This window comes from Polaribacter sp. BM10 (genome assembly GCF_002005425.1).
Lineage (GTDB): Bacteria > Bacteroidota > Bacteroidia > Flavobacteriales > Flavobacteriaceae > Polaribacter > Polaribacter marinaquae.
The window spans coordinates 642,971-666,360 of record NZ_CP019704.1; the positions used below are offsets into that span (position 1 = coordinate 642,971).

Annotated in this window: 21 protein-coding genes; 5 read left to right on the forward strand and 16 right to left on the reverse strand. The window is 28.4% G+C overall.

Features of this window, described 5'->3' with window-relative positions; all coding sequences use genetic code 11:
- Positions 1-227: 227 nt before the first annotated feature.
- Positions 228-3,941, reverse strand: coding sequence for an MBG domain-containing protein (locus tag BXQ17_RS02705; protein ID WP_077809157.1), 3,714 nt, complete (start codon positions 3,939-3,941; stop codon positions 228-230).
- 189 nt (positions 3,942-4,130) lie between these two features.
- On the opposite strand from BXQ17_RS02705, the gene BXQ17_RS02710 reads away from it, so the two are divergent.
- The gene (locus tag BXQ17_RS02710) at positions 4,131-4,793 is read left to right on the forward strand and encodes a uracil-DNA glycosylase (protein ID WP_077809158.1); all 663 of its coding nucleotides are present in this window, start codon (positions 4,131-4,133) and stop codon (positions 4,791-4,793) included.
- Here BXQ17_RS02710 and BXQ17_RS02715 read toward each other — a convergent pair.
- From BXQ17_RS02715 to BXQ17_RS02725, 3 genes are all read right to left on the reverse strand, one after another.
- Entirely contained in the window at positions 4,777-5,790 is a 1,014-nt protein-coding gene (locus tag BXQ17_RS02715) for a glycosyltransferase family protein (protein ID WP_077809159.1), read from the reverse strand. The genes BXQ17_RS02710 and BXQ17_RS02715 overlap by 17 nt on opposite strands.
- A 3-nt stretch (positions 5,791-5,793) precedes the next feature.
- Positions 5,794-6,672: a UDP-2,3-diacylglucosamine diphosphatase gene (locus tag BXQ17_RS02720; protein WP_077809160.1), complete on the reverse strand. Its 879-nt coding sequence runs from the start codon at positions 6,670-6,672 to the stop codon at positions 5,794-5,796.
- Positions 6,673-6,913: 241 nt separating this feature from the next.
- The gene (locus BXQ17_RS02725; protein WP_077809161.1) at positions 6,914-7,816 is read right to left on the reverse strand and encodes a LysR family transcriptional regulator; all 903 of its coding nucleotides are present in this window, start codon (positions 7,814-7,816) and stop codon (positions 6,914-6,916) included.
- A 91-nt stretch (positions 7,817-7,907) separates the two neighbouring features.
- On the opposite strand from BXQ17_RS02725, the gene BXQ17_RS02730 reads away from it, so the two are divergent.
- Entirely contained in the window at positions 7,908-8,504 is a 597-nt protein-coding gene (locus BXQ17_RS02730) for an NAD(P)H-dependent oxidoreductase (RefSeq protein ID WP_077809162.1), read from the forward strand.
- Between the two features lie 90 nt (positions 8,505-8,594).
- Here the strand turns inward: BXQ17_RS02730 and BXQ17_RS14480 are convergent, their stop codons facing one another.
- The 10 genes from BXQ17_RS14480 to rlmD form a co-directional block, all read right to left on the reverse strand.
- On the reverse strand, positions 8,595-8,735 hold the full coding sequence (locus tag BXQ17_RS14480; RefSeq protein ID WP_154066975.1) for a hypothetical protein: 141 nt from the start codon (positions 8,733-8,735) through the stop codon (positions 8,595-8,597).
- Between the two features lie 19 nt (positions 8,736-8,754).
- Positions 8,755-9,615 carry a substrate-binding domain-containing protein gene (locus tag BXQ17_RS02735; protein WP_077809163.1) on the reverse strand — a complete coding sequence of 287 codons (861 nt, stop codon included), beginning with the start codon at positions 9,613-9,615 and terminating at the stop codon, positions 8,755-8,757.
- Positions 9,616-10,485, reverse strand: a complete 870-nt coding sequence (locus BXQ17_RS02740; protein ID WP_077809164.1) for a nucleoside phosphorylase — start codon at positions 10,483-10,485, stop codon at positions 9,616-9,618. It abuts the gene before it with no gap.
- Position 10,486: 1 nt separating this feature from the next.
- The gene (locus BXQ17_RS02745; protein ID WP_077809165.1) at positions 10,487-11,431 is read right to left on the reverse strand and encodes a DUF1835 domain-containing protein; all 945 of its coding nucleotides are present in this window, start codon (positions 11,429-11,431) and stop codon (positions 10,487-10,489) included.
- Between the two features lie 11 nt (positions 11,432-11,442).
- On the reverse strand, positions 11,443-11,766 hold the full coding sequence (locus tag BXQ17_RS02750) for a translation initiation factor (RefSeq protein ID WP_077809166.1): 324 nt from the start codon (positions 11,764-11,766) through the stop codon (positions 11,443-11,445).
- Between the two features lie 74 nt (positions 11,767-11,840).
- Positions 11,841-12,788: an isopenicillin N synthase family oxygenase gene (locus BXQ17_RS02755; protein ID WP_077809167.1), complete on the reverse strand. Its 948-nt coding sequence runs from the start codon at positions 12,786-12,788 to the stop codon at positions 11,841-11,843.
- A gap of 67 nt (positions 12,789-12,855) precedes the next feature.
- Positions 12,856-13,575 (reverse strand): DUF6048 family protein, encoded by a 720-nt coding sequence (locus BXQ17_RS02760; protein WP_077809168.1) that lies wholly within the window; start codon positions 13,573-13,575, stop codon positions 12,856-12,858.
- Positions 13,556-14,047 (reverse strand): DUF6452 family protein, encoded by a 492-nt coding sequence (locus tag BXQ17_RS02765; RefSeq protein WP_077809169.1) that lies wholly within the window; start codon positions 14,045-14,047, stop codon positions 13,556-13,558. Before BXQ17_RS02765 ends, BXQ17_RS02760 begins: the two co-directional genes overlap by 20 nt.
- 31 nt (positions 14,048-14,078) lie before the next feature.
- Complete coding sequence (locus BXQ17_RS02770; RefSeq protein ID WP_077809170.1) at positions 14,079-14,375, reverse strand: 4a-hydroxytetrahydrobiopterin dehydratase; 297 nt, start codon at positions 14,373-14,375, stop codon at positions 14,079-14,081.
- An 81-nt stretch (positions 14,376-14,456) separates the two neighbouring features.
- Positions 14,457-15,908, reverse strand: a complete 1,452-nt coding sequence (rlmD, locus tag BXQ17_RS02775; RefSeq protein WP_077809171.1) for a 23S rRNA (uracil(1939)-C(5))-methyltransferase RlmD — start codon at positions 15,906-15,908, stop codon at positions 14,457-14,459.
- A gap of 335 nt (positions 15,909-16,243) precedes the next feature.
- On the opposite strand from rlmD, the gene rocD reads away from it, so the two are divergent.
- Both rocD and BXQ17_RS02785 read left to right on the forward strand, forming a co-directional pair.
- On the forward strand, positions 16,244-17,518 hold the full coding sequence (rocD, locus tag BXQ17_RS02780; protein ID WP_077809172.1) for an ornithine--oxo-acid transaminase: 1,275 nt from the start codon (positions 16,244-16,246) through the stop codon (positions 17,516-17,518).
- A gap of 106 nt (positions 17,519-17,624) precedes the next feature.
- Positions 17,625-18,068, forward strand: a complete 444-nt coding sequence (locus BXQ17_RS02785) for a hypothetical protein (protein WP_077809173.1) — start codon at positions 17,625-17,627, stop codon at positions 18,066-18,068.
- Between the two features lie 42 nt (positions 18,069-18,110).
- On the opposite strand, the gene BXQ17_RS02790 is transcribed toward BXQ17_RS02785, so the two are convergent.
- Both BXQ17_RS02790 and BXQ17_RS02795 read right to left on the reverse strand, forming a co-directional pair.
- Positions 18,111-20,708, reverse strand: coding sequence for an AsmA-like C-terminal region-containing protein (locus tag BXQ17_RS02790; RefSeq protein ID WP_149025851.1), 2,598 nt, complete (start codon positions 20,706-20,708; stop codon positions 18,111-18,113).
- Between the two features lie 119 nt (positions 20,709-20,827).
- Positions 20,828-21,151, reverse strand: a complete 324-nt coding sequence (locus BXQ17_RS02795; protein ID WP_077809175.1) for a YbaB/EbfC family nucleoid-associated protein — start codon at positions 21,149-21,151, stop codon at positions 20,828-20,830.
- Between the two features lie 133 nt (positions 21,152-21,284).
- Here BXQ17_RS02795 and BXQ17_RS02800 point away from each other — a divergent pair, with 133 nt between their 5' ends.
- On the forward strand, positions 21,285-23,387 hold the full coding sequence (locus tag BXQ17_RS02800; RefSeq protein ID WP_077809176.1) for a S9 family peptidase: 2,103 nt from the start codon (positions 21,285-21,287) through the stop codon (positions 23,385-23,387).
- Positions 23,388-23,390: the final 3 nt, after the last annotated feature.

Here is a 23,390-nt window from a genome sequence, read left to right on the forward strand (position 1 = left end):
TTTCATAAAATGAACTTCTTTTTTACAGTTCTATTAAATATGAAAACCTTTTTGTAATTAGTTATTTTTTAAGAGCTAATATTTCTAAATTTTAATAGATAAAAAAGTTTCAATTAAAACTCAATTATACTGTTAAGAGCTTACACTACAGGTAACAGTATAAGCTCTATTAACAATTTTAAAATAAGTTTTTGAAACAATAACTTCTGATGTTTTTATGTGTTTTTTTAAAGTTTAATTATTTTTTTTATTCCACTTCCTTTATCTGTATTTATTTTAATGAAATATATACCTGCTGGCATGTTAGAAATATTGATTCTTTGTTTTTTAAGATTGTTTTTTAATACTTTACCTTGAATGTTATAAATGCTAAATTCGTTTATTTTAATGTTATTGTTAACTTTTAGTGAAAGTATATCTTCAACAGGATTTGGATAGATAACTATATTTTTATCAATAAAATTAGAATCTAAACCTGCTGTTGAAGAAATTGTAAAAACACCTTCTGTAAAGTTTTCTTGATAGTTGTTACTTATAAATAAAGATCCTTTTTGTATTGCATATGTGCCAATAGTTTCTCCGGGAACTCTAGTCATGTTTCCAGTAAAAATATCGCCATTTATTAAACTACCATTGATAATTTGATACGTTAAATCTGGATCTACACTTCCTAAAGATTTTGTTATATTATCTGCTAAAATGCTAATTGGTCTTTTTGTAATATTTAAAGTTCCGTTTATAAAATTTAAAGAATAGTTGTTGTCGGAACCCTCTGTTAAAATTATGCTATAAGATCCAATATTAGAACTTTGTGATGCTACAGAAGAAATTTTTGGTTCTTCATCTAACATAGTCGCATTCTCTCCATTTATAAAACCTGAATATTGGTATGTAAAAGTAGGGTTTGCATCTCCATAATTTCTTGAGTAGTTATCTGCTGTAACGTTTAAATTAGCTTTACTAATTGCTAAAGTAATATCTTTAAAACCTGCATTATAACTGTTGTCTGCTCTAATATTAGCTCTAATGGTTACTAAGGCTGCGTCTCCAATATTTACTATGTTATTATTTGTGCCACTTAAAGAGGTTCCATTTGCGTTTCCTTCTATTGTATAGCTAATCTCCCCAGAAGAATCTGATGTAGCGTTTAATTGAAAATCTGTATCTCCATAAGTTTTGTAAATGTCCGAAAATGTTATAGTTGGTGCTAAAAGAGAGTTGGTTGTAAAGGTTTCTAAATTACCATAATTAATTCCTGCAGAATTAATTGCGTAAGATCTAAATGAATATTGCGTATTTGTATCTAAGTTCGTTATAATTTTACCGAAAGTTCCAATTCCAGTTCCGTCACTTATTTTTACAACATCGTTTCCATTAATTTCTGGATTGCTATTTTCTGCACTTATTGCGTAAACAATTCCTCTATCAGTAACCATGGCTCCACCATTGTTAGAAATATTACCTGATAAATTTACACTACTTTGAGTAATGTTAGTAGCTGCTGTTGTTGTTAATGTTGCAATTCTAGTTAATTGAGTTGAAGCTGTGTTCGTTATTATAGGAGCATTATAATCAAAATAAATGTACGAGGTATTTTCTGCAATATCATTTATACTAAAACTACTTTTAGGTTTTATTTTGAAGAAAATCCAACCATGACTTTCTGGTTCGTTAGATAAGCTATCTGCTAAGTGAATGTTTTCAAAAATAAATTCTACCTTATTACCTTCTTTTATTGATGTTCTGTAATCATGACTTGCGGAAACAGGTGTAAAGGTAGACCAATCTAGATCTGCATCTAATTCATTTTTAACTACAATGTTAATAGCGGATGCAGTACCTGTATTTTGAAAACGAACTCTGTAATTTAAAAAATTAGGCACTTCTATAGCGTCTATATAATTTCCTTCAAAGCAAATAATATCATTAGGATCATAAGAATTTACTACAGTTTCTGTTAACGAACTTGTATTGTCTGTTGGGTTAACATCTGTATCTGTACTGCTAATATTACTGGTATAAATTATTAAGTCACCTCCATTTACAGGGTTTATAGTAGCAACAGGAGTATTTATATTGAAATTGACATCAATAAATTTCTTTTCAAATGGAAGTAGATTGTTGTAATTCCAACTTAAAATTGTATTTGTTTGAGAATCAGGAGCAATACTAGCATTTAAAAAGTTTAGTTGATTATCTGGAAATTCTAAATCTACAGAACCTGATAAAGTACTAGAACCTATATTTTCATAAAAAACTCTTACAGAAGTATCAAAACCAGGTCTTGCTTCAGATGTAGGTATTACCGTTATTTTAACATCATTTACAACTTGATTTGCTGTAATACAAAAATCAATTACTTCTGTATTACCAGAACCTGTAAATGTTTTTGATTGAGTTGTTGGAGTAACGGAAAAAAAGCTAGGTAAATTTAATAAAATTTCAACTGTATTTGTTGCCTCTTGTGTGTAAAGTATGTATTCTCCGTTAGAATTTGTAAACGCTACATTGGCAGAATTAGTGCTAGTATTTGTTAATTTGGTGTTTATAGATTTAGTATCTAATGCATCACAACCATTGTTATTAAAATCAAAAGAAACTGTACCTGTAATGGTATTAGAATTTGTTGGAATAAAAGAGCATATATCAGAATAAAATGATGATCCATTTTTATTTGTAAAAGTTGAATTTGCATAAGCTAAATTATCTACACATATTAATTTTAAATTAGGATTATTTAAAACGTTAAACCTGTTGTTGGTTATTGCAGAATTATTTCCGTTCTTAATATTTAAACTAGTTAATTGGTTATTATTAGCGTATAAGGTGTTTAAACTTGTTTGTCTAGATAAATCTAAGCTTGTAATTTGGTTATTACCACAGGCCAAAGTTTTTAATAGCGTATTATTTGTTAGGTCTAAATTTGTTAACTGTGTAGTCGAACAGTTTAATGTTTCTAGAGCTGCATTTTGTAATAAATTTAAATTTATTAGTGGATTATTTCTGCAATCTAAATGAGTTAATCCTGTATTGTTAGTTATATCTAAATTAGATATTTGGTTTACAAAACATTTTAAAGTTGTAAGAGTATTTGTGTTTGGTAATATTAAAGAGTTAATTGAATTATTATTGCAAATTAAACTGGTTAAAGAAGTGTAAGAAGAAGCATTTAAAGAGGTAATTTGATTTCTTTGGCAGTTTATAGATGTTACTGTATTGGTAATTGGTAAAGTAAAAGCAGTAATTAAGTTATCATTACAGGTTACATTAATTAAATTTGTTTGCGCAGAAAGATCTAAGGTTGTTAATCGATTTCTACTAATGTCTAAGTTAGTTAAAGTGTTTGTAGTAGGCAGTATTAAAGAATTAATTTGGTTATAATTACTAGTTAAAACACTTAAGGATGTTTGAGATGATACATCTAATGTTACTAAATCGTTTGTATGACATATTAAAGTTTCTAAACTACCAGAACTAGGCAAAATTAAATTACTTATTCCGGGGTAATAATTAATAGTAACATTCGGATTTTGATTATTAGAACAATCTAAATATGTTAAATTAGTTAATGCAGAAACGTCTAAACTTGTTAATTCATTATTACTACAGATCAAAGAAGTTAAATTTGTAAAGGCTTCAATACCTGTAAAATCACTAATTCCATAAGATATAATTCCACCACCACCAACGCAGTTTGGATCATTTGGATCCGGACAAAATCCTCCCATATCTTCAACACTTTGAAAGTTAGAGATATTTAAAGAGGTTACAGCTTGGGCCTCTGATAATGAAATTTGGTAATCGTTATTTGTATCTATAGTAGGTGTGTAATTTAGTAATGCCTGTTTAAATTCGTTATCTGGAATATTTACATTCTGACTTTGTGAATAATTAGATATTAATAAAGTAATAATTGCAAAAAATAGTAATTTTGATTTCATAGCTTTTGTTTTATTTATACAAATATTACTTATTTTATAATTTTAATTATGAGGGTTTTACCTATTTTATTTTTGGGATATAACTGGAATTTTACTTTAAAATAATTAGTTATATAAATTTAATGTTTTCATAAAGTATATTAATTTTGAAATCTCAGAAAGTGTATCATTAACTTAATTAAATTTCGAATGCAACTAAAAATAGCCGATAGCTGGAAAAATATTTTACAAAATGAATTTGATAAACCTTATTGTAAAGAGTTGCTCAATTTTGTAGAAGAAGAATACAAGAAACATCAATGTTTTCCTAAAAAAGAAGATATTTTTGCTGCTTTCGATTATTGTACTTTCGATGATTTAAAGGTTGTTATTATAGGTCAAGATCCATATCACGACGTAAATCAAGCGAATGGTTTGTGTTTTTCTGTACAAGATAATATGAAACATCCGCCTTCGTTAAAAAATATTTTTAAAGAGATTTCTACGGATTTAAATCAAGAAATTCCAGAAAGTGGAAACTTAGAAAAATGGGCAAAACAAGGTGTTTTGTTATTAAATGCAACACTAACAGTTAGAGCGCACGAAGCCGGAAGTCATCAGAAAAAAGGATGGGAAACCTTTACAGATGCTGTAATTAAACAAATTTCTAATGAAAAAGAAAATGTAGTTTTTTTACTTTGGGGTAAATTTGCTGAAAGTAAATCTAAATTGATTGATGTAAAAAAACATACAATTCTTACTGCGCCACATCCTTCTCCTTTAGGCGCATGGAGAGGTTGGTTTGGTTCTAAACATTTTTCTAAAACCAATAAAATTCTTCAAAAATTTCAGAAAACTACGATAAAATGGTAGGTAAAGAAGAAGATTTATAATAGGGCAATAATAAAGCTTCTAAAAGGTCTTCTGTAGTGTCTGCATAATTTACTTCGATAATATTTTCAGAACGAATCCATTTTGCAATTTTAGGCACCTGTTTTTTACTTAGTTTTTTTATTGTATGAACACCCATTTCTTTTAGCGCAAGTGCATTGCATTGTTGTTCATATTGATTTTTCATAGGTATAACCATTAACCTTTTCTTTAAAAATAAGGCTTCAGAAGGTGTTTCGAATCCCGCACCACACAAGACACCACTAGAACTTGCCATACTTTTTATAAAATCAAATTCGTTAACAGGAAAAATAGTAATATTTTTCTCGAAGATTAACTTTGTAGTATCCTTAGAAAAAATATGCCATTTTACAATCGGAATTTTAGAAAGTATTTTTGCTATTTTATCATGATGATAAGAAGGTAAATAGACAGTAAAATGGCCTTTGTTTTTTACTGTTTTGTGTCTTATTTTTTTTCTGATAATTGGCAAAAATGTTGCTGAACTATAACTGTTAAAATGAAAGCCAAATCTTACTTTAGAAGGTGCATAATATTTTAAAATTAGCTTTTCAATTTTAAATTTACCTATTTTTGGTGAAGCTGAGTCTAAAACAGCATTTTGATGACTTAAAGAAATGATGTTTACATTATTTAACCGAGCAGCCCAAGCAGAAACTGGTTCAAAATCATTTATAATTAGGTCGTAATCTTTTACAGGTAAGTTTTTTATTTCTTTATAAAATCGATATAAATTCATTTTTTTATAACTCGCTATAAAGTCTATTCCACCGTTTTTACCAAAAGTGAAGTTTAAACCTTTTAAATTGTATTTTACATCAAAACCCAACGGAATATTATTTTCGTTACCACTTAATAATATATCTAAATCTCCTTTTTGTTGTAAAATTGGTATAATTTCTTTTGCTCTGGTTAAATGCCCGTTTCCTGTACCTTGTATAGCGTATAATATCTTCATAAATTATTTTACCGGTTTTTTTATGTCAAATTCTTTTAAAAATTCATTAAAAATAAAGTTTTGAGAATCTTGTTTTTTTAAAGCTTTTAACTCTTTTTTAGATAGCTTTACTGTATTGTTTTTTACAATTTCATCTTTATTATATTCGTATAAAGTCCATTGCTTTTTCTTATATTCTAATGCAGTTAAGTTTTCTATCCAATCACCAGAGTTTAAGTAAGTTGTTTTTCCTTTTGCGTTTGCAATTTCTCTTATTTCTGGTTGATGAATATGACCACAAACTACATAATCGTAGTTGTTATCAATTGCAATATCAGAAGCGGTTTCTTCAAAATGATTGATGAATTTTACAGCACTTTTTACACTGTTTTTAATTTTTTTTGATAAGGATAGTTTTCCGTAACCAAATAATTTACTAATCCAATTTATAAAGGTGTTAATCAAAATAAGTAAATCGTAGCCTTTACCGCCTAATTTCGCCAGCCATTTCGAATGTTTCATGGTTACATCAAAAACATCACCATGAAAAACCCATGTTTTTTTATCATCAATATCTAAAACAAGTTTGTTCAAAATTTTAAAATTCCCCAATTGAAAACCTTTAAATTTTCTAAGCATTTCGTCATGATTTCCGGTAATGTAATACACTTCTGTACCCTTAGAAAGTAGTCCAGTAATGTGTTTAATTACATTCATATGAGATTTAGGAAAATAACGTTTGTTAAATTGCCATATATCTATAATATCTCCGTTAAGTATTAAAACTTTTGGATCTATAGATTTTAAATAGTTTAATAATTCTGCCGCTTTACAGCCGTAAGTGCCTAAATGCACATCAGAAATTACAACATAGTCTAACTTACGTTTTTTGTTTTTTTTCATCTTAAAAAGGTAAATGTTTATAAGTTATTCTTTGGTTACATAAAGTATTTAGAAGATACTTATAGTTATGTAAGGTTAAATAAAATGTACACAAACGCATTCTGTATATAGTTTATCAAACTTACAGACACTATGTTTTGTTATGGTAAATTAATAATGAAAAAATAGTAAGTTAATTCTTATTAAAAAGTTTATAAATTGTAAGCTAAGTGTTAAGTGTAATACTTTTATTGTTAGGTGGTTATTTTAATTTTGATGTAAAAATTTTTCTAATAACATCTAATTCTTTTTTATATTTTAAGTCTGTTCTTAATGCAAAATATAAGGTGTTTTCTGTTTTAATTTTACCTTTCCAAACTAATTTTATTTCCTTTTTTAAAATTTGTTCTTCACATAAAAAATCAGGAACTAATGCAAGTCCAATACCATTTTTTAAACATCTAATAATAGAAGTAATGTTGGGTAAAATATAATTGGGTTTAAAACTTGGCTTTTTATTAAAGTTTTCAAACCAAAAGCGTCTAAAATGCTCCATTTCGTTTGACGAACTGTACCATAAATTTTTAAGCAATTCTTCTTCTAGATTTTTAAAATTCTTAGAATTGATATGGCTTGTTATCACTGAAGTATCTGTTTTACTTCCTGCAATTAATACAATTCTTTCTTTAGAAAAAGGAATATATTCTACCAATGATTTTTTTTCAACTTGTTTTTTAGGAGTAATTACTAAATCTAAAATACCATTATTTAAATCTTTTATTAAATCTGTATGGGCACCAAATCTTGCGACCAAATCAAAGTTTAATTTTTTAATTTCGGGTTCTAGAATCAATTGAAACATTTCAGAACACATTCCTATGTTTAAAGACGGATTTTTTTCTTGAGTTGTTTTTTTAAAATGTTGCTCTGCTACTTCTAATTTTGTTAGTGATTCTATAATATATTCATACAAAAACTTTCCATCTTCGGTAGGAATCATCTTTCTAGAAGTACGTTCAAACAGTTTTTTACCTACATAGGCTTCTAATGCATTTAAATGCACACTAACACCGGGTTGAGAAGCGTAAAGTGCAACAGAAGCTTTGGTTAAAGTTCCGTTTTCATATATTTCTTTAAAAGTTCTGTACCATTCTAAATTCACCATAGTTATTATAATATTAATACAAAGGTATGATTTGTATTATTTTTACAATAATAAATGTAGCTTTAATTTTGCTTCGGATAAAATTATAAACATGAAAAATATATTTATTATAAATGGAAGTCATCCATTTGCACATTCTGAAGGAAGATTTAATGAAACACTTTTTAAAACCACAATTTCACATTTTGATACACTAGAAGGGTTTGATGTTAAATTTACTCAAGTTGGTGAAAATTATGATGTTAAAAATGAAGTTGAAAAATTTAAGTGGGCAGATATAGTAATATATCATACACCAATTTGGTGGTTTCAAATTCCGTTTGGTTTTAAACAATATATTGATGAAGTTTTTACAGAAGGACATCAAAATGGAATTTATGCAAGTGATGGTAGAAGTAGAAAAAATCCTGATATAAACTACGGTACAGGTGGTTTAATGCATGGTAAACAATACATCCTTACAACTAGTTGGAATGCTCCTAAAACTGCATTTACACTTGAAAACGAATTTTTTAATCAGAAGAATGTAGATGAAGGCCCAATGTTTGGCTTTCATAAAATGAATGCTTTTACAGGTATGAAGTTGTTAGCTACTCATCACTTTCATGATATGGAAAAAAATGCAGATGTTCCATTAGAATTAGAGAATTATAGTGTTTTTCTTAGAGATTTAATAGCAAAACTTTAGCACTATTATATCAATAGTATTGTTAAATTGAAACAAAAAATCCGCTGTAAAAAGCGGATTCATTGAATTTGGAATTAAGAAACAAATAAATTATAAAATATTTATTTGTTTTAATGTCGTTTGGTTTGTTGTTATAGTATCTGCCAAACCACAAGGTTTAGAAGTACTTCTACAAGAAGAAAAACACATAAGACTTACTATACAAATTGCAACAAATACTACTTTTTTCATCTTTTAAAAATTTTAATATTTAAATGTACATATTTTTTACGAACTCAGTTGAGTTTTTCTTCTCTTCTATAACGTTAAAGCTTACCATTTTATTTTGAATTCTGGTAATTAAATTTTTGGTAATTGGTTTTCCGTCATTCCATTCGGTTATTTTTAACCATTTCTGAATGTCTTCTAGCTTTTGCTCGTATCTTTTTGCTAAAATTTTATCGATATCTTCGATTTTCTTAAAATTAGCAGTTTGGGCATTTATAATGTCTAAAACCTTTTTTACTTCGTTGGCATTATTTTCTAAAACTTCATTTCTAACAGCAACAACAAAACATGGCCAAGGTGTTGGGCAATTATCGACTCTTCTAAAAGTACCGTTATCTACCAATGGTTTTGTTGTAAAATGTTCCCACATAAAGTAATCTGCTTCACCATTTGTTAGTGCATCAATACCACCTTGCAAATTTCCTATAACTTTAAATTTTAGTTTATCAACATCCCAACCTTGATTAAAAGCATTTACAATTGCCATTAAATGAGAACCAGAACCATATCTACTAATTGCAATTGTTGCATGTTCTAAATCTTCAATTTTTTTGAATTTAGAATCTTTAGCAACATGAATTCCCCAAATTAACGGAGTTTCTACAAATGTTTGCACTATTTTAGATGGATTACCAGCAGCAATATCTTTAATAATTCCTTCTGTTAAAACAATTGCAATATCAACTTCTCCTGCACGCAATGCTTTGCACATGGCACCAGTTCCGCCAGGGAAATCTTGCCATCTAAGATTGATGTTTTCTTTTGTGTATTCTTTATTTTTAAGTGTTAAATACCAAGGATAATTAAAGTGCTCTGGTACACCACCAACTTTTAAATTCGTCATTTATTCAGCTAATTTGTTAAGCGAATATTCTATTAAATTTTCTACTACTTTTTTGTAATCTTCACTAAATGTTCCGTTTGCTCTATTTGCAATAATTGCATTCATAGAAACGGCATTATGGCCTAACAATTTAGACAAACCGTAAATAGCCGAAGTTTCCATTTCTAAATTTGTTATTCTATTACCATTAAAGTTAAAAGAATCTATTTTACTATTGATCTTTTCATCTTGTAAAGCCAAACGTAAAACTCTACCTTGCGGTCCGTAGAAACCACCAGCAGTAGCAGTAATTCCTTTAAAAATTTTATCCGAAGATAATTTTTCTTCTAAAGAACTGCTGTTTTTTACTAATAACGGATTCGATTTCTTTGTACTCCAATTAGTATGTTCTACAAAAGCATTTTCAATTTCTGGATTAGAAATTTCATCAATTTGATAGGAGTGAAGCATTCCGTTTAAGTCTAAGCCGAAAGAACTCATTAAAAACGAATCTACCGGTATGTCTTTTTGTAAGGAACCAGAAGTACCAATTCTAACAATATTTAAAGCTGTTAATTGATCTTTAGGTTTTCTTGTCTTTAAATCGATATTTACCAACGCATCTAATTCGTTTAATACAATATCTATATTGTCTGGGCCAATACCTGTAGAAATTACAGACATTCTTTTGCCTTTATAAACACCTGTTGTTGTTTTAAATTCTCTTTTTTGAGTTGTAAATTCAATTGAATCAAATCTATCTGTAATTTTATCTACTCTATCTTGATCGCCAACAAAAATTATATCGTTAGCTATATTTTCTGGTTTTAAATTCAAATGATATATGCTACCATCTGCATTTAAAATTAATTCCGATTGTTGTATACTCATACTAATTTGTTATTTGTAATAGTTTTTCTGAAACATTGCTGTACAAAAAGCTATATTTTTTAGAACCGCCAAGGTACGAATTATCAGAACGTAATTCTCTGTAATAATTCGTTTCATTTATTAGCAGTTCTTTTCCTCTTTTAGAGAGTTTTGTTGGGTTTATAGAATCAAACGCATTGTTAAGGTTGTTGATAGCTGTTTCATATTGAATGTCGCCAAACCCAAAAACTTGTTGCAATTCTAATAATTTTGTAATGAATTGTTTTTTTGTAGAAAATGTATAATTGTTGGCTGTTTCTAAAATAAAATTTTCAGTATTATTTAAACCATTTTCTACAGACGGAAACCTTTTTAAATGAACATTTAAAGCATCAACTAAATATTTAAAGGCTTTATTCGGTTTAAAATTATTTACAGTTTCTAAGCGTAATGGGCTATTAGAACAGTATAATTGCCAAATATAATCTGCATATTCAATATCATTTTGATCTAATTGAATTTTATTTTTATAGTGTTCTAAAATTTGATTTTCAGACAAATCTGTAAGCGAAAACATTTTATCTGAACCTTTAATTTTACCGCTACAAACTAAAAAAATAGTATGTCCTTTTCTATGTTTTTTTAACCAAGAAAGTATAGCTAACATATTAATTTGACAAAATAAATCATGCTCAAACCATAAAACAATTTCTTTACTATTTTTTGTATTACAAAGACTTCTGTATTCTTTTAAAGTTAAATTGATGAACATTTCTTTTGAAACATTATAACTATTTTTAAAGAAGTGAAATCTTGTATTCCAAAATTTTTCGCTACCAACGTCTGTTAACGTTTTACCTTGACATAACATTTCTCTCCAAGTTATAATTTTACCTTTTACTTGAAGTTTTTTAAGATAGTTTGTTGTACAATCTCCGTTAGTTATATGTAAAGTTTTGTTTAACATTTAGTATTTAATTACCCACCAACTCTTTTTACCTTAAAGCCTTTGTCTTTAAGCATCGTCATAATTTTGTCTCTATAATCTCCTTGTATAATAATTTTATCATCTTTAAAACTTCCGCCAACAGATAATTTTGTTTTTATCTCTTTTGCTAAGATTTTAAAATCAGAAGTTGCGCCATTATAACCTTCTAAAATTGTAATTGGTTTCCCTTTTCTTTTTTCGTATTTACAAATTATAGGATCGTCTTGTAACCAAACATTCGATTTTTCTTTTTTTGGTTCTTCGGATTCTTTATGCTCTGGAAAAAGGTTTTTTAATTGATCTTTTAAATCCATTTAAATAATTTGATATTAATTTTTTAAAACACAAAAGCGTAATTTAATTTTAAATTACGCTTTTGATTTAAAAATTATTTTTTTAACCCTAATTCTCTTAAACGTTGATCTAAAAACTCTCCGGCAGTAATATCTTCGAATTGTTTAGGATTGTTTTCATCAACACAATTTTCTAAAACATCTAATTTCATTTCTGATATTGGATGCATAAAAAACGGAATGGAATATCTTGAAGTTCCCCACATTTCTTTTGGTGGATTTGTAACTCTATGAATTGTAGATTTTAGTTTATTGTTACTGTGTCTAGATAACATATCACCAACATTAATCATTAATTCATCTGGTTCTGCCATAGCATCAATCCAATCGCCATTATGATTTTGTACTTGCAAACCTTTACCTTGTGCACCCATTAATAATGTTATTAAATTGATGTCTCCGTGCGCAGCAGCTCTTTCCGCTCCTTTAGGTTCTGTTTTTATAGGTGGGTAATGAATAGGTCTTAAAATACTGTTTCCGTTTTTAATAAAATTATCAAAATACGTTTCTTCTAAACCTAAATGCAATGCTAAAGAACGCAAAACGTATTTTGCAGTTTTTTCTAACATTTTATAAGTTTCTTTACCAACTTCGTTAAACTTTGGTAATTCTTCTACAAGAACATTTTCTGGATATTCTTTAGCTCTTTCAGGATCATCTTCTACATATTGACCAAAATGCCAAAATTCTTTTAAATCTCCTTCTTTTTTTCCTTTAGCAGATTCTTTTCCAAAAGAAACATAACCTCTTTGACCTCCAATGCCAGGAATTTCATATTTTTCTTTAGTCGCAACAGGTAGTTCAAAAAAGTTTTTTATTTCTTCGTACAAATCACTTACTAATTTCTCATCTAAAAAATGACCTTTTAAAGCCACAAAACCTATGTTCTCATAAGCGTGACCAATTTCGTCTATAAATTTTTGCTTTCTATTTTTATCATCAGATAAAAAATCGGCTAAGTTTACACTTGGTATTTTATTCATCTCTGTAGTTTTTTTATTAAAAACAGCCTATAAAGTTACTAAAAAATCAGTAATTGATAAAGTGTTCTTATTTTTTTGAAAAAGGGATTAAGTAACTTAAGGTATAATTAAAACCAAAACCTGTATTACTTTCGAAAATTCTGTTAAAACCAGGAGAAAATAAGGCTTTAACTCCGTCGGGATCTTTAACGCTCATCATTACTTTATAAGAAACACTAAAGCCGATGTAAAAATTGGTAAAAGTTTCTGCTTTGATACCCAACATAAGTTCAGACCAATGTGCGTTTAGACTAGTACTTGTTACAGCATTCGTATTTAATTCTGCAGGAAAGTAATTACCGTTTTCAGCATCAGAAACATTGGGTGTATAATTGTTAAGCGTTTGCTCAAATAAGCTAAAGCCATATCTGTAGCCTACAAAAATTTCGTTATTCATGTCTAACCAATTTTTGTAAGCATTGTAATTAAATCCTAAACGGATATAACTTCCTTTTGAAGTTGTATTTAAAAAATCTTCATTAGAAGTTTCTTCTTCGAAACCAGCTTCTGCAGCTAAATAAAAATTCTTTTTTAATCTGTAATCTCCAACTATTTCAAAACCGCTGTAAGCACCATCAATAGTACCTTTTATTGGTTTGCTAATATCTACACCTAAACGTAGTCCGTAATTGGTTTTATAAACAATAGAATCTGAAACTTTGTCTAAATTATCATCCTCTTTTTGTGCTTGAGAATAACCATTTATAAAACTAAAAACAAAACAAAGACTAATGAAATATCTGAACATGCGCTGTAGTTTGGTCATTTAAATTCGTAATTGTTGCTGGTGTAAAATCGGTTATCCAAGTATTATTTTCTGATGAAAAAGTAACGTTGTTAAAAATAACTTTAAAACCACAAGATCTTGAAACAAATTCTTGTTCTGTATTATATTTAATGGTAAAAGTTGCAATTTCATTTGTAGCGGTAGAACCGTTTGTTGCATTTTTTTTAAGCGAATAAACTGTTTCTTCTGTTAAAGAGTTTAACGGTATTGCAATACTATCTTGTGTAACGCTTGTATACTGTGTAATAGTATCTTTTGTGCCCGACCAAATAGATAATCTTTGTACATTTTTAGACGTTTCTCTATTGGTTTGATCATAAAAAGTTATGATTAACTTTGGAGTTACTGGGTTTTGTAAACAAAAATCGTCTTTTTCGCATGCCGAGAAAATAGCGATTGCAAGTAATAAGAAAGGAATCAGTTTTTTTATCATTTAGATAAATGTTTTAATTTATTTCAACAGATTAATCTTCTTCTTCAACTTCTACAATTTTATTAATTGCTGTCGCTAATTTAAAATCTAATTCTGTTACGCCATCTTTATCGTGCGTTGTTAATTTAATTTCTAAAGTATTATAAATGTTGGTCCATTCTGGGTGATGATTTAACGCCTCACATTCAAAAGCAATTCTATTCATTGCAGACATACAATCTTTAAAATTATCAAATTCAAAGTCTGTATGCAAAGCATTGTCATAATACTCCCAATCTACTAATTTTTCTAATTTGTTAGAAATTTCGAATTCTGTTAATTTTTTCATTTTTTTAAAATTTAAATTAATTCCTTTAAATATAAACTTTGTGAATTTAAAGTGAATTAAAAAGATGTTAAAACAAGTTTATTATTTTTCAAATAAAACAACAGTTTCTATATGACTTGTGTGCGGAAATTGATCTACCAAACTAATTTTTTTAATTGCATAACCAGCTTCTCTTAATAATTCTGTGTCTCTTGCTTGCGTTGCTGGATTACAAGAAACATATACCATTCTATCTGCATTTAGATTGATAATTTTTTTAAGCGTTTTTGGTGCTATACCAGCTCTTGCAGGATCTAAAATAATCGTTTTAATTTTATTTTGATATTCTGGATGCGCAATTAAAAATTTACCAACATCTGCTGCATAAAATTGTAAACCTTCAATATTATTTCTTTTTGCATTTTTCTTTGCATCTTCTATGGCAGAAGCAACAATGTCTACACCAACAATTTTTGCGTTTTCGCTTTTAGAAGCAACAATTTGACCTATTGTACCTGTACCACAAAATAAATCCATTACAACAGTATTGTCTACTTTGTCTTTATCTTCTAAAACGTACTCTACAACTTTAGAGTATAATTTTTCTGCACATTTTGGGTTGGTTTGAAAAAAGCTTTTCATGCTAATCTCGAAATTTAACCCTAATAATTCTTCTACAATTTTATCTTTACCATACACAAGGTCTAATTTACCTGCGGTTGCTATTGTTCTATCGCCAGTTTCATCATTAATTGTATGTAATAAACCTGCTAAACGATCTCCGAAAATATCTTTTAAAAAGTTTGCAAATTTATCTAAATCAAAATTTTCTAATTCTGGCGATGTAGTCACTAAATTGCACAATAACTCGTCTGTTTTAAAAGATTTTCTTACTACAAAATATCTAAAAAAACCAGTTTTTCTAGGACCGTGCCAAGGTTCTAAACCTGTTGCTTTACAATATTCTCTAATGTTATTTAGATTGTCTTCTAATTGTTTGTCAAATAAACCAGAATCTTTTTCTAGATTATCACCCATCCACCAAACACCACGTCTTTTAAAACCTAGTGTAAACTCGTCTTTATCTGTTTTATTAATTCTATCGTATCCAATTGCAGAAAAACCATATTCCATTTTATTTCTGTAATGAAATACGTTTGGAGATTTTACAAATTCGTCAAATAAATCTTCTATATTTTCTACTTTACCAATTCTTTTAAATAGAGAAAGTGTACTTTCTTGTTTGTATTTATGCTGTAAATCTATTGGTAATTGAATGTAAGGTGCACCAGGTATGTCTTGATACGGAACTGCAACTTCATCTTCTGATGGTTGTAAAACGTCTATTAATTTTGCTTCTGCGTATTTTTTACTAGACTTACTTATTTGCGCTTTTACCAACTGACCAGGTAATGTATTTGGAACAAAAATTACGAAACTACCTTCTTCGGAATGGATTCTAGCAATACCTTTTCCGCCAAAAGCATAATCTTCAATTTTTAATTCTAAAACCTGATTTTTTTTTACAAACTTGTTTCGTTCTCTACGTGGCATTTTAAAATATTTTGGTCTGCAAAATTAGTAAAAGATATTGATTAGTGTACTTGTTATTGCTACGAATTCTTTTAATTAATTATAAATAATAAAACTTTGCAGGTTTGCAATACGCGTTAGCGATTGAAACGGTATCCTTTTTGTTTTTCACAAAAAGATTTAGTGGAAAGCGCGACCTTTAGGTAACGCCCAAAAATTTTGTATTTAAAAGGTTTATTTTATTACTTTTGTGAAACTTCGGGGATGATTTCTTTCCCACGCTGAATTTCTGATAATTTTTCAGAAGGATAAAGGTAGAATAGGAATGGTTATTTTATAAACTTAAAACAATAAAAATGGCTGTTTTAGACAAACTTACGTCGCAAGAAGCGATAGAATTAGAGAACAAACATGGTGCGCATAATTATCATCCACTTCCGGTAGTATTAAGTAGAGGAGAAGGTGTTTATGTTTGGGATGTTGAAGGTAAAAAATATTACGATTTTTTATCTGCATATTCTGCAGTTAACCAAGGGCATTGTCATCCAAAAATTGTAGATGCAATGACAAATCAGGCAAAAACATTAAGCTTAACTTCTAGAGCTTTTTATAATGATATGCTTGGTAGATACGAAAAATTTGCAACAGAGTATTTTGGTTTTGATAAACTTTTACCAATGAATACTGGTGCAGAAGCTGTAGAAACGGCTTTAAAGATTGCTAGAAAATGGGCGTATGAAGTAAAAGGAATCGATGAAAATAAAGCAGAAATAATAGTTTGTGAAAACAATTTTCATGGTAGAACAACTACAATTATTTCTTTTTCTAATGATCCGGTTGCTAGAAAAAACTTTGGTCCGTATACAAAGGGTTTTCATAAAATAGAATATGATAATTTACAGCAATTGCAAGAAACTTTAGAAAGTAGTAATAATATTGCCGCTTTTTTAGTTGAGCCAATTCAAGGTGAAGCTGGTGTGTATGTGCCTTCTGAAGGTTATTTAGCTGCTGCAAAAAAAATGTGTGCAGATCATAATGTATTATTTATTGCAGACGAAGTACAAACTGGTATTGCAAGAACAGGTAGATTATTAGCTACTTGTGGTAACTGTTCTTGTCCAGAAAAAAATTGTTCTGGTACACCAGAAGTTAAGCCAGATGTTTTAATTTTAGGTAAAGCTTTAAGTGGTGGTGCGTATCCGGTTTCTGCAGTTTTAGCAAATGATAGTGTAATGAGTGTTATTAGACCAGGAAATCATGGTTCTACTTTTGGCGGAAATCCTATTGCAGCTGCTGTTGCAATGGCGGCATTAGAAGTTGTTACTGATGAGAAATTGGCAATTAACGCAGATAAGTTAGGGAAGATATTTAGAGCAGAATTAACCGAGTTTTGTAAAAATAATCACTTAGTAGAGTCTGTAAGAGGAAAAGGGTTGTTAAATGCTATTTTAATTAACGATTCTGAAGATAGTTCTACGGCTTGGGATATTTGTATTAAACTAAGAGATAATGGTTTGTTAGCAAAACCAACACACGGTAATATTATTCGTTTTGCACCACCTTTAGTGATGACAGAAGAAGAATTAATGGATTGTATTTCTATTATTAAGAAAACAATTTCTGAGTTTTAAAAAACTTACTGTAACAATATATAAAAAGCCACAAATTTACTTTTGTGGCTTTCTTTTTATAAATTTATTATTTTTGATGCTTTTCTAACTTAAAACAAACTTTAGTATGCAAAATGCAATTACCGAATTAGAGCAATTAACTTTAACAAATTCTGCTAGAAAGTTTCTAAAAGAAACAGCGAGTTGGTGTAAATTTTTATCTATTCTAGGTTTTATTTTAATTGGTTTAATGATTTTTGGAAGTTTTTTTATAGGTTCTATTTACAATAACTTTCCTGCAGCACAACCTGCACCTGTAGATATGGGCTTAATTATAACAATAACTTATATTGTTTTTGCTTTAATTTACATTTTACCAGTTTATTATTTATACAACTTTTCAGTAAAAATGAAAAAAGCCTTAATTTCTAAAGATGATGCTGTTTTGGCAAAGGCATTCGAGATGTTAAAGTCGCATTATAAATTTATTGGTGTTTTAACCATTATTATAATATCTATATATTTCTTAGGAATTATAATAGGTGTTCTAGGCATGACAAGTGCTATCTAACACAAAAAAAAACCGGAAGTCAATAGCTTCCGGTTTTTTTTATTAATTGTTTTTGGTACTATCTTTTTTCTTATTAAAAAGACCGCCTAAAACATTTTTAATTTTATCTTTAGTTTTATCTGTAGTTGATGTTGAATCTTTTTTATCTGATCCAGATAATAAATCTTTCAATTTATCTTTACCTTGATTAATTAGACTTTGCTTTTGTTTTTCTACCAAGCTTTTTACTAAATTTTCTGTTGCACTTTTAATGTTTGATGAAAAATTAGGACTCGAAAAACTACCCGTTAAAGTTGCATTTACAGGAATACTTTTAACTTCTGCTGCGTCTTTAGGAGTTAGTTTTGCAATTGCATTTGTTACCGAAGAACCTAGATATTTTACAGGCACATCAAAAGTAATATTGTAATTCATAGAATTGTCAAAACCATGAGAACCACCAACATTAATTGCAACATCTTTGTATTTAAGATCGAATGGTTTTACGCTAACTTCACCGTCATTAAACGTAAATAAAGCGCTTACATCGTTTAAATTTAATTTACTTACATCTAAAAAATCTACTTTAGAACCTAATAAACTTAATACTTTAGAATTACTAGCTTTTAGTTTTGTGTTTAATAATTGTCCTAATAAATCACCTGAAATAGATTTTAATTGAGGCGTCATATCTTCACCTAAATTACCAGATACTTTAATTTTAGAATTAATTTTACCTTCTACAGATTTTGCAATAGGTGCAATAGCTTTTAACATTTCTAATTTGCTAAAAGAATCGGCAATATTTAATTCGTTTAAGTTCAAATCCATATTAAATTTAGAAGTTGTTCCTTTCGTAGAAACTTCTCCATCAAAACCAATATTTCCTCCAAAAACACTAGTTTTTAAGTTTTTTAAACTAACGGTTTCATCTTTAATTAAAATTTTACCAGAAACTTTTTCTAAATTAATGTTGTCGTATACAACGGTGTTTGCGTTTGTATTTAAAGTAATGTCTAAAAAAGCAGGTATTTTTAATTTGCTGGTTGTATTTGTTGTGGTATTCTCATTAGATTTTGTTAAAAAATCATCAACTTTAAAGTTTGTTGAGTTTAGATTGAAACTTCCTTTTAACTTTTGATCTTTAAATAAAAAGCCATAAAAATTTTCTAAATTCCCTTTAATTGATAAATCAGAACTTCCTGTTTTTGCATCAAATTCTTCTAGTGAAATTGTATTTGTATTAAAATTTACAGAAGTTTTATAGATAATAAAAGGATTTGCAACATCATCACCAGAATATTTAAAGTTAGAAACAGCTACTTTCCCTTTATTTCTAATATTTTGATAATTGCCTTTATCGATAGAATTCATATCAAAATTAGTTGTAACATCCGCAGTTAAAATTCCTTCTAATTCATTTTCTAAAGCTACCGGATAAACTTTACTGATATTATCTAAATTAATTGTTCCTTTAGCTTTTAGGTTAATTGTTGCGTTATCTGTAATGTTTGCAATTTTACCTGTTGCATTAAATACATCTTTATCAATTTTAAAAGAAGTATTATTAATTGCAATGTAAGTGTCTTTAGCTAAACCTGTTTTATTAATAATATTGGCATCTAAATATATGTTATCTACAGATTTTGGTAAATCAGCATATTTAAACATTGCATTTTTAGATATAAATGATATGTCTAAAGTCGGAATTGTAGTTTCTGATAATGTACCTTTAATAATACCTTTTAAATCAAAATTACCTTCAGTTTTAATAGTATTTAAATTACCAGCATATTGTTTTGGCATTAAAGCTAAAAGGTTTTTAAAAGAAGATGTTGGTGTTTTAAAAGTGATATCATACAATTGATTTTCTTCTATTAATTGTATAAAACCGTTAAATTGTAATGGCAATTGATTAATGTAACCTGTGTTTTCTTTAAATGAATATTTTAAATTCTTTAAGTCGATTCCTAAAACAGCGTTAAGCTTTATATTTACATCATTTAGATAATTTACATTATCCATATCTAAAGAAACTTTAGCAGTAGTTTCTGTATCTAAATCTAGGACGTCTTGGGCAAAATTACCTTTACCTGTGTGATAAATACTATCTAAAGCTAATTTAATTTTGGTAGTTTCATCAAAATAGCTAAAATTTACATTTTGTAATTCATATTCTTTTATTGCTAAAGAAAGAGAACTGTCACTGCTATTTGCACTGTTTTCAGATTTTTTAGCAATATCATAATTACCAATATTATCTTTGTTAAGTATAATGTTTACGGCAGCATTATTTGCAGAAATACTATTAATTTCTAAAGTTTCTGATGCGCTTTTAAAAAGTTCTGTAATTTTTAAATTTAAATTAAGTTCTTTTGCATTAAACAAAGTATCACCTAAAAAAGGAGCTTTATTTGTAACATTGATGTCGTTTACTTTTAAACTGGCTAAAGGAAAGTTTCTTAAAAGGCTTAAATCTGTCTCTTTAAAAGTTACAATTGCATTTACGTTATTGTTAATGGTATTAGAAACCATTTGTACAATTTTATCTTTAAATAAAAACGGAACAGATATTAAGGCAATTAATAAAATTAGTATTGTAATTGCTGCCCATTTTAATATTTTTTTACCAAGAGAAGTTTGGTTTTTATCTTTCATCATAATAAGTATTATTATAAATTAATACACACAAAAATACCTCTTTTAAAAGAGGTATTTTAGTTTATATACTGTTAAAAGTAACTTTATTGAGTTAATTTTTTATTAATGATGGTGCATTGTTATTTAAACATATCCATACCAGGTATGTTTGGCATGTTTGTTTTTGCAGCAGCCGCCATTTCGTCTTCGTTAATTTTAGTAGCTTTGGCAATTGCTTTATTTAAAGTTAAAATTAAGTAATCTTCTAATTCTTCGGCATCAGAAAGCAAAGAAGGATCTATCGTAATTGCTTTAATTTCTCTATTTGCAGTAAGTGTTACTTGAATTTTTTTGTCTGCTGTTACTTCATCAATCAAAACAGAGTTTAATCTTGTTTTTGTTTTTTCTACTTCTTGTTGCGCTTCCTTTAGCTTATTCATCATTCCAGAAATATCTCCAAACATCTTTTTTTAATTTAAAATTAGATTACAAATTTACGAATTCATTATAGAAAAATGTAGGCTAAAATTGAGAAAATATTTACGGTAAACTCACTTTAATAATCTTATTTTTGCAATTGCTTTAAAAAATGAAGTAATGAAAAATATAGATACAAAAGCACCAATTGCAGATAAAGAATTAGCAATTTTAGAAAAGCATGGCGATGTTAGAGAAGATAATTATTTTTGGATGCGTTTGTCTGACGCTCAAAAACTATCTGAAGTTAAAGATGAGCATACAACCAAAGTTATAAATTATTTAGAGGAAGAAAACACTTATCACGATAAAGTTACAGCGTCTTCAAGAAATTTCGAAGAGAATTTATTTGAAGAAATGAAAGGCAGAATTAAAGAGGATGATTCTTCTGTGCCATACAAGAGCAATGGTTATTTTTATATAACGCGTTTCGAAAAAGGAATGCAATATCCTATTTTTAGTAGAAAAAAAGACAACTTAGAAGCAGAAGAGCAGGTTATGTTTAATGTAAATGAGATGGCTAAAGATTTTGATTATTTTCAATTAGGAGGCTTAAATATATCTACAAATAATAAATTAGTGGTTTTTGCTACAGATACTGTAAGTAGAAGACAATATTTTTTAAGAATTAAAAACTTAGAAACCGGTAAAATTTATAAAGATATCATAGAAAATACTACAGGAGCCTCTGTTTGGGCTAACGATAATAAAACTATTTTCTACACTAAAAAAAATCCGCATACATTAAGAAGTGAAAAAATTTATAGACATATTTTAGGTACACCAACTTCTGAAGACGTAGAAGTTTACCACGAAAAAGACGAAACTTTTAATGCGTATGTTACAAAATCTAAATCAGACAAGTATATAATCATAGGTTCTAGTAGTACAGTATCTACAGAAGCACAATTTCTAGATGCAGATAATCCTACAGGTTCGTTTACAATGTTGCAGTCAAGAGAAAGAGATTTAGAATATAGTGTTTCTCACTTCGAAGATCATTTTTATTTATTAACTAATAAAGACGACGCTACTAATTTTAAGTTGATGAAAACGCCTGTAACCAATACAACAAAAGAAAATTGGGTTGATGTGATTCCGCACAGAGAAGATACATTATTAGAAGATTTCTCTATTTTTAAAGAATATTTAGTTCTAGAAGAACGCACAAACGGCTTAAATAAAATTAGAATTAAACGATGGGATAATGTAGAAGATTATTATTTACCTTTTACAGAAGAAACCTATTCTGTGGGTGTTTATGCCAATCCAGATTTTGATACAGATGTGATACGTTATTCTTATAATTCGATGACAACTCCTGCTTCTATTATCGATTTTAACATGAAAGATAAATCGAAAGAAATTAAAAAGGAGCAAGAAATCTTAGGAGGAAAATTCAATAAAGAAAATTATAAAAGCGAACGCGTTTGGGTTACTGCCAGAGATGGTAAAAAAGTAGCAGTTTCTTTAGTATATCATAAAAACACTGTTTTAAACGAAAATACGCCATTGTTACAATATGCCTACGGATCTTATGGTTATACAATTTCAGACGGATTTTCATCAACTAGATTAAGTTTATTAGATAGAGGTTTTGTGTATGCATTGGCGCATATTAGAGGAAGCGAATACTTAGGTAGAAACTGGTATGAAGATGGTAAAATGTTAAACAAAAAAAATACGTTTACAGATTTTATAGATTGTTCTAAGTTTTTAATTGAAAATAATTACACTTCTGCAGCGCATTTATATGCAATGGGCGGTTCTGCTGGTGGATTGTTAATGGGAGCAATTGTAAATATGAATCCTGAATTGTATAACGGTATTATAGCTGCAGTTCCTTTTGTAGATGTTATTTCTACAATGATAGATGAATCGATTCCGTTAACCACCGGAGAATATGATGAGTGGGGAAATCCTAACGACAAAGAATATTACGATTATATAAAATCATATTCACCTTACGATCAAGTAAAACCCCAAGATTATCCAAATATTTTGGTAACTACTGGTTTTCACGATTCTCAAGTTCAATATTGGGAACCTGCAAAATGGGTTGCAAAATTAAGAGATTTAAAAACTGATGATAATATATTGTTGCTAAGAACAAATATGGAAGCTGGACACGGTGGTGCATCTGGTCGATTTAATGCATTAAAAGAAACCGCTAAAGATTATTCGTTTTTATTAGCTTTAGAAGGTAAAATTGATGCGAAATAATTA

Excerpts from the sequence above, each read along its gene's own strand:
- BXQ17_RS02720 (WP_077809160.1), bottom strand. The coding sequence starts at position 6,672 with ATGAAAAAAAACAAAAAACGTAAGTTAGACTATGTTGTAATTTCTGAT.
- BXQ17_RS02790 (WP_149025851.1), bottom strand. The coding sequence starts at position 20,708 with ATGATGAAAGATAAAAACCAAACTTCTCTTGGTAAAAAAATATTAAAA.
- BXQ17_RS02800 (WP_077809176.1), top strand. The coding sequence starts at position 21,285 with ATGAAAAATATAGATACAAAAGCACCAATTGCAGATAAAGAATTAGCA.
- BXQ17_RS02740 (WP_077809164.1), bottom strand. The coding sequence starts at position 10,485 with ATGAGTATACAACAATCGGAATTAATTTTAAATGCAGATGGTAGCATA.
- BXQ17_RS14480 (WP_154066975.1), bottom strand. The coding sequence starts at position 8,735 with ATGAAAAAAGTAGTATTTGTTGCAATTTGTATAGTAAGTCTTATGTGT.
- BXQ17_RS02725 (WP_077809161.1), bottom strand. The coding sequence starts at position 7,816 with ATGGTGAATTTAGAATGGTACAGAACTTTTAAAGAAATATATGAAAAC.
- BXQ17_RS02745 (WP_077809165.1), bottom strand. The coding sequence starts at position 11,431 with ATGTTAAACAAAACTTTACATATAACTAACGGAGATTGTACAACAAAC.
- rocD (WP_077809172.1), top strand. The coding sequence starts at position 16,244 with ATGGCTGTTTTAGACAAACTTACGTCGCAAGAAGCGATAGAATTAGAG.
- BXQ17_RS02715 (WP_077809159.1), bottom strand. The coding sequence starts at position 5,790 with ATGAAGATATTATACGCTATACAAGGTACAGGAAACGGGCATTTAACC.
- BXQ17_RS02795 (WP_077809175.1), bottom strand. The coding sequence starts at position 21,151 with ATGTTTGGAGATATTTCTGGAATGATGAATAAGCTAAAGGAAGCGCAA.
- BXQ17_RS02755 (WP_077809167.1), bottom strand. The coding sequence starts at position 12,788 with ATGAATAAAATACCAAGTGTAAACTTAGCCGATTTTTTATCTGATGAT.
- BXQ17_RS02735 (WP_077809163.1), bottom strand. The coding sequence starts at position 9,615 with ATGACGAATTTAAAAGTTGGTGGTGTACCAGAGCACTTTAATTATCCT.
- BXQ17_RS02760 (WP_077809168.1), bottom strand. The coding sequence starts at position 13,575 with ATGTTCAGATATTTCATTAGTCTTTGTTTTGTTTTTAGTTTTATAAAT.
- BXQ17_RS02710 (WP_077809158.1), top strand. The coding sequence starts at position 4,131 with ATGCAACTAAAAATAGCCGATAGCTGGAAAAATATTTTACAAAATGAA.
- BXQ17_RS02730 (WP_077809162.1), top strand. The coding sequence starts at position 7,908 with ATGAAAAATATATTTATTATAAATGGAAGTCATCCATTTGCACATTCT.
- BXQ17_RS02770 (WP_077809170.1), bottom strand. The coding sequence starts at position 14,375 with ATGAAAAAATTAACAGAATTCGAAATTTCTAACAAATTAGAAAAATTA.
- BXQ17_RS02765 (WP_077809169.1), bottom strand. The coding sequence starts at position 14,047 with ATGATAAAAAAACTGATTCCTTTCTTATTACTTGCAATCGCTATTTTC.
- BXQ17_RS02705 (WP_077809157.1), bottom strand. The coding sequence starts at position 3,941 with ATGAAATCAAAATTACTATTTTTTGCAATTATTACTTTATTAATATCT.
- BXQ17_RS02750 (WP_077809166.1), bottom strand. The coding sequence starts at position 11,766 with ATGGATTTAAAAGATCAATTAAAAAACCTTTTTCCAGAGCATAAAGAA.
- rlmD (WP_077809171.1), bottom strand. The coding sequence starts at position 15,908 with ATGCCACGTAGAGAACGAAACAAGTTTGTAAAAAAAAATCAGGTTTTA.
- BXQ17_RS02785 (WP_077809173.1), top strand. The coding sequence starts at position 17,625 with ATGCAAAATGCAATTACCGAATTAGAGCAATTAACTTTAACAAATTCT.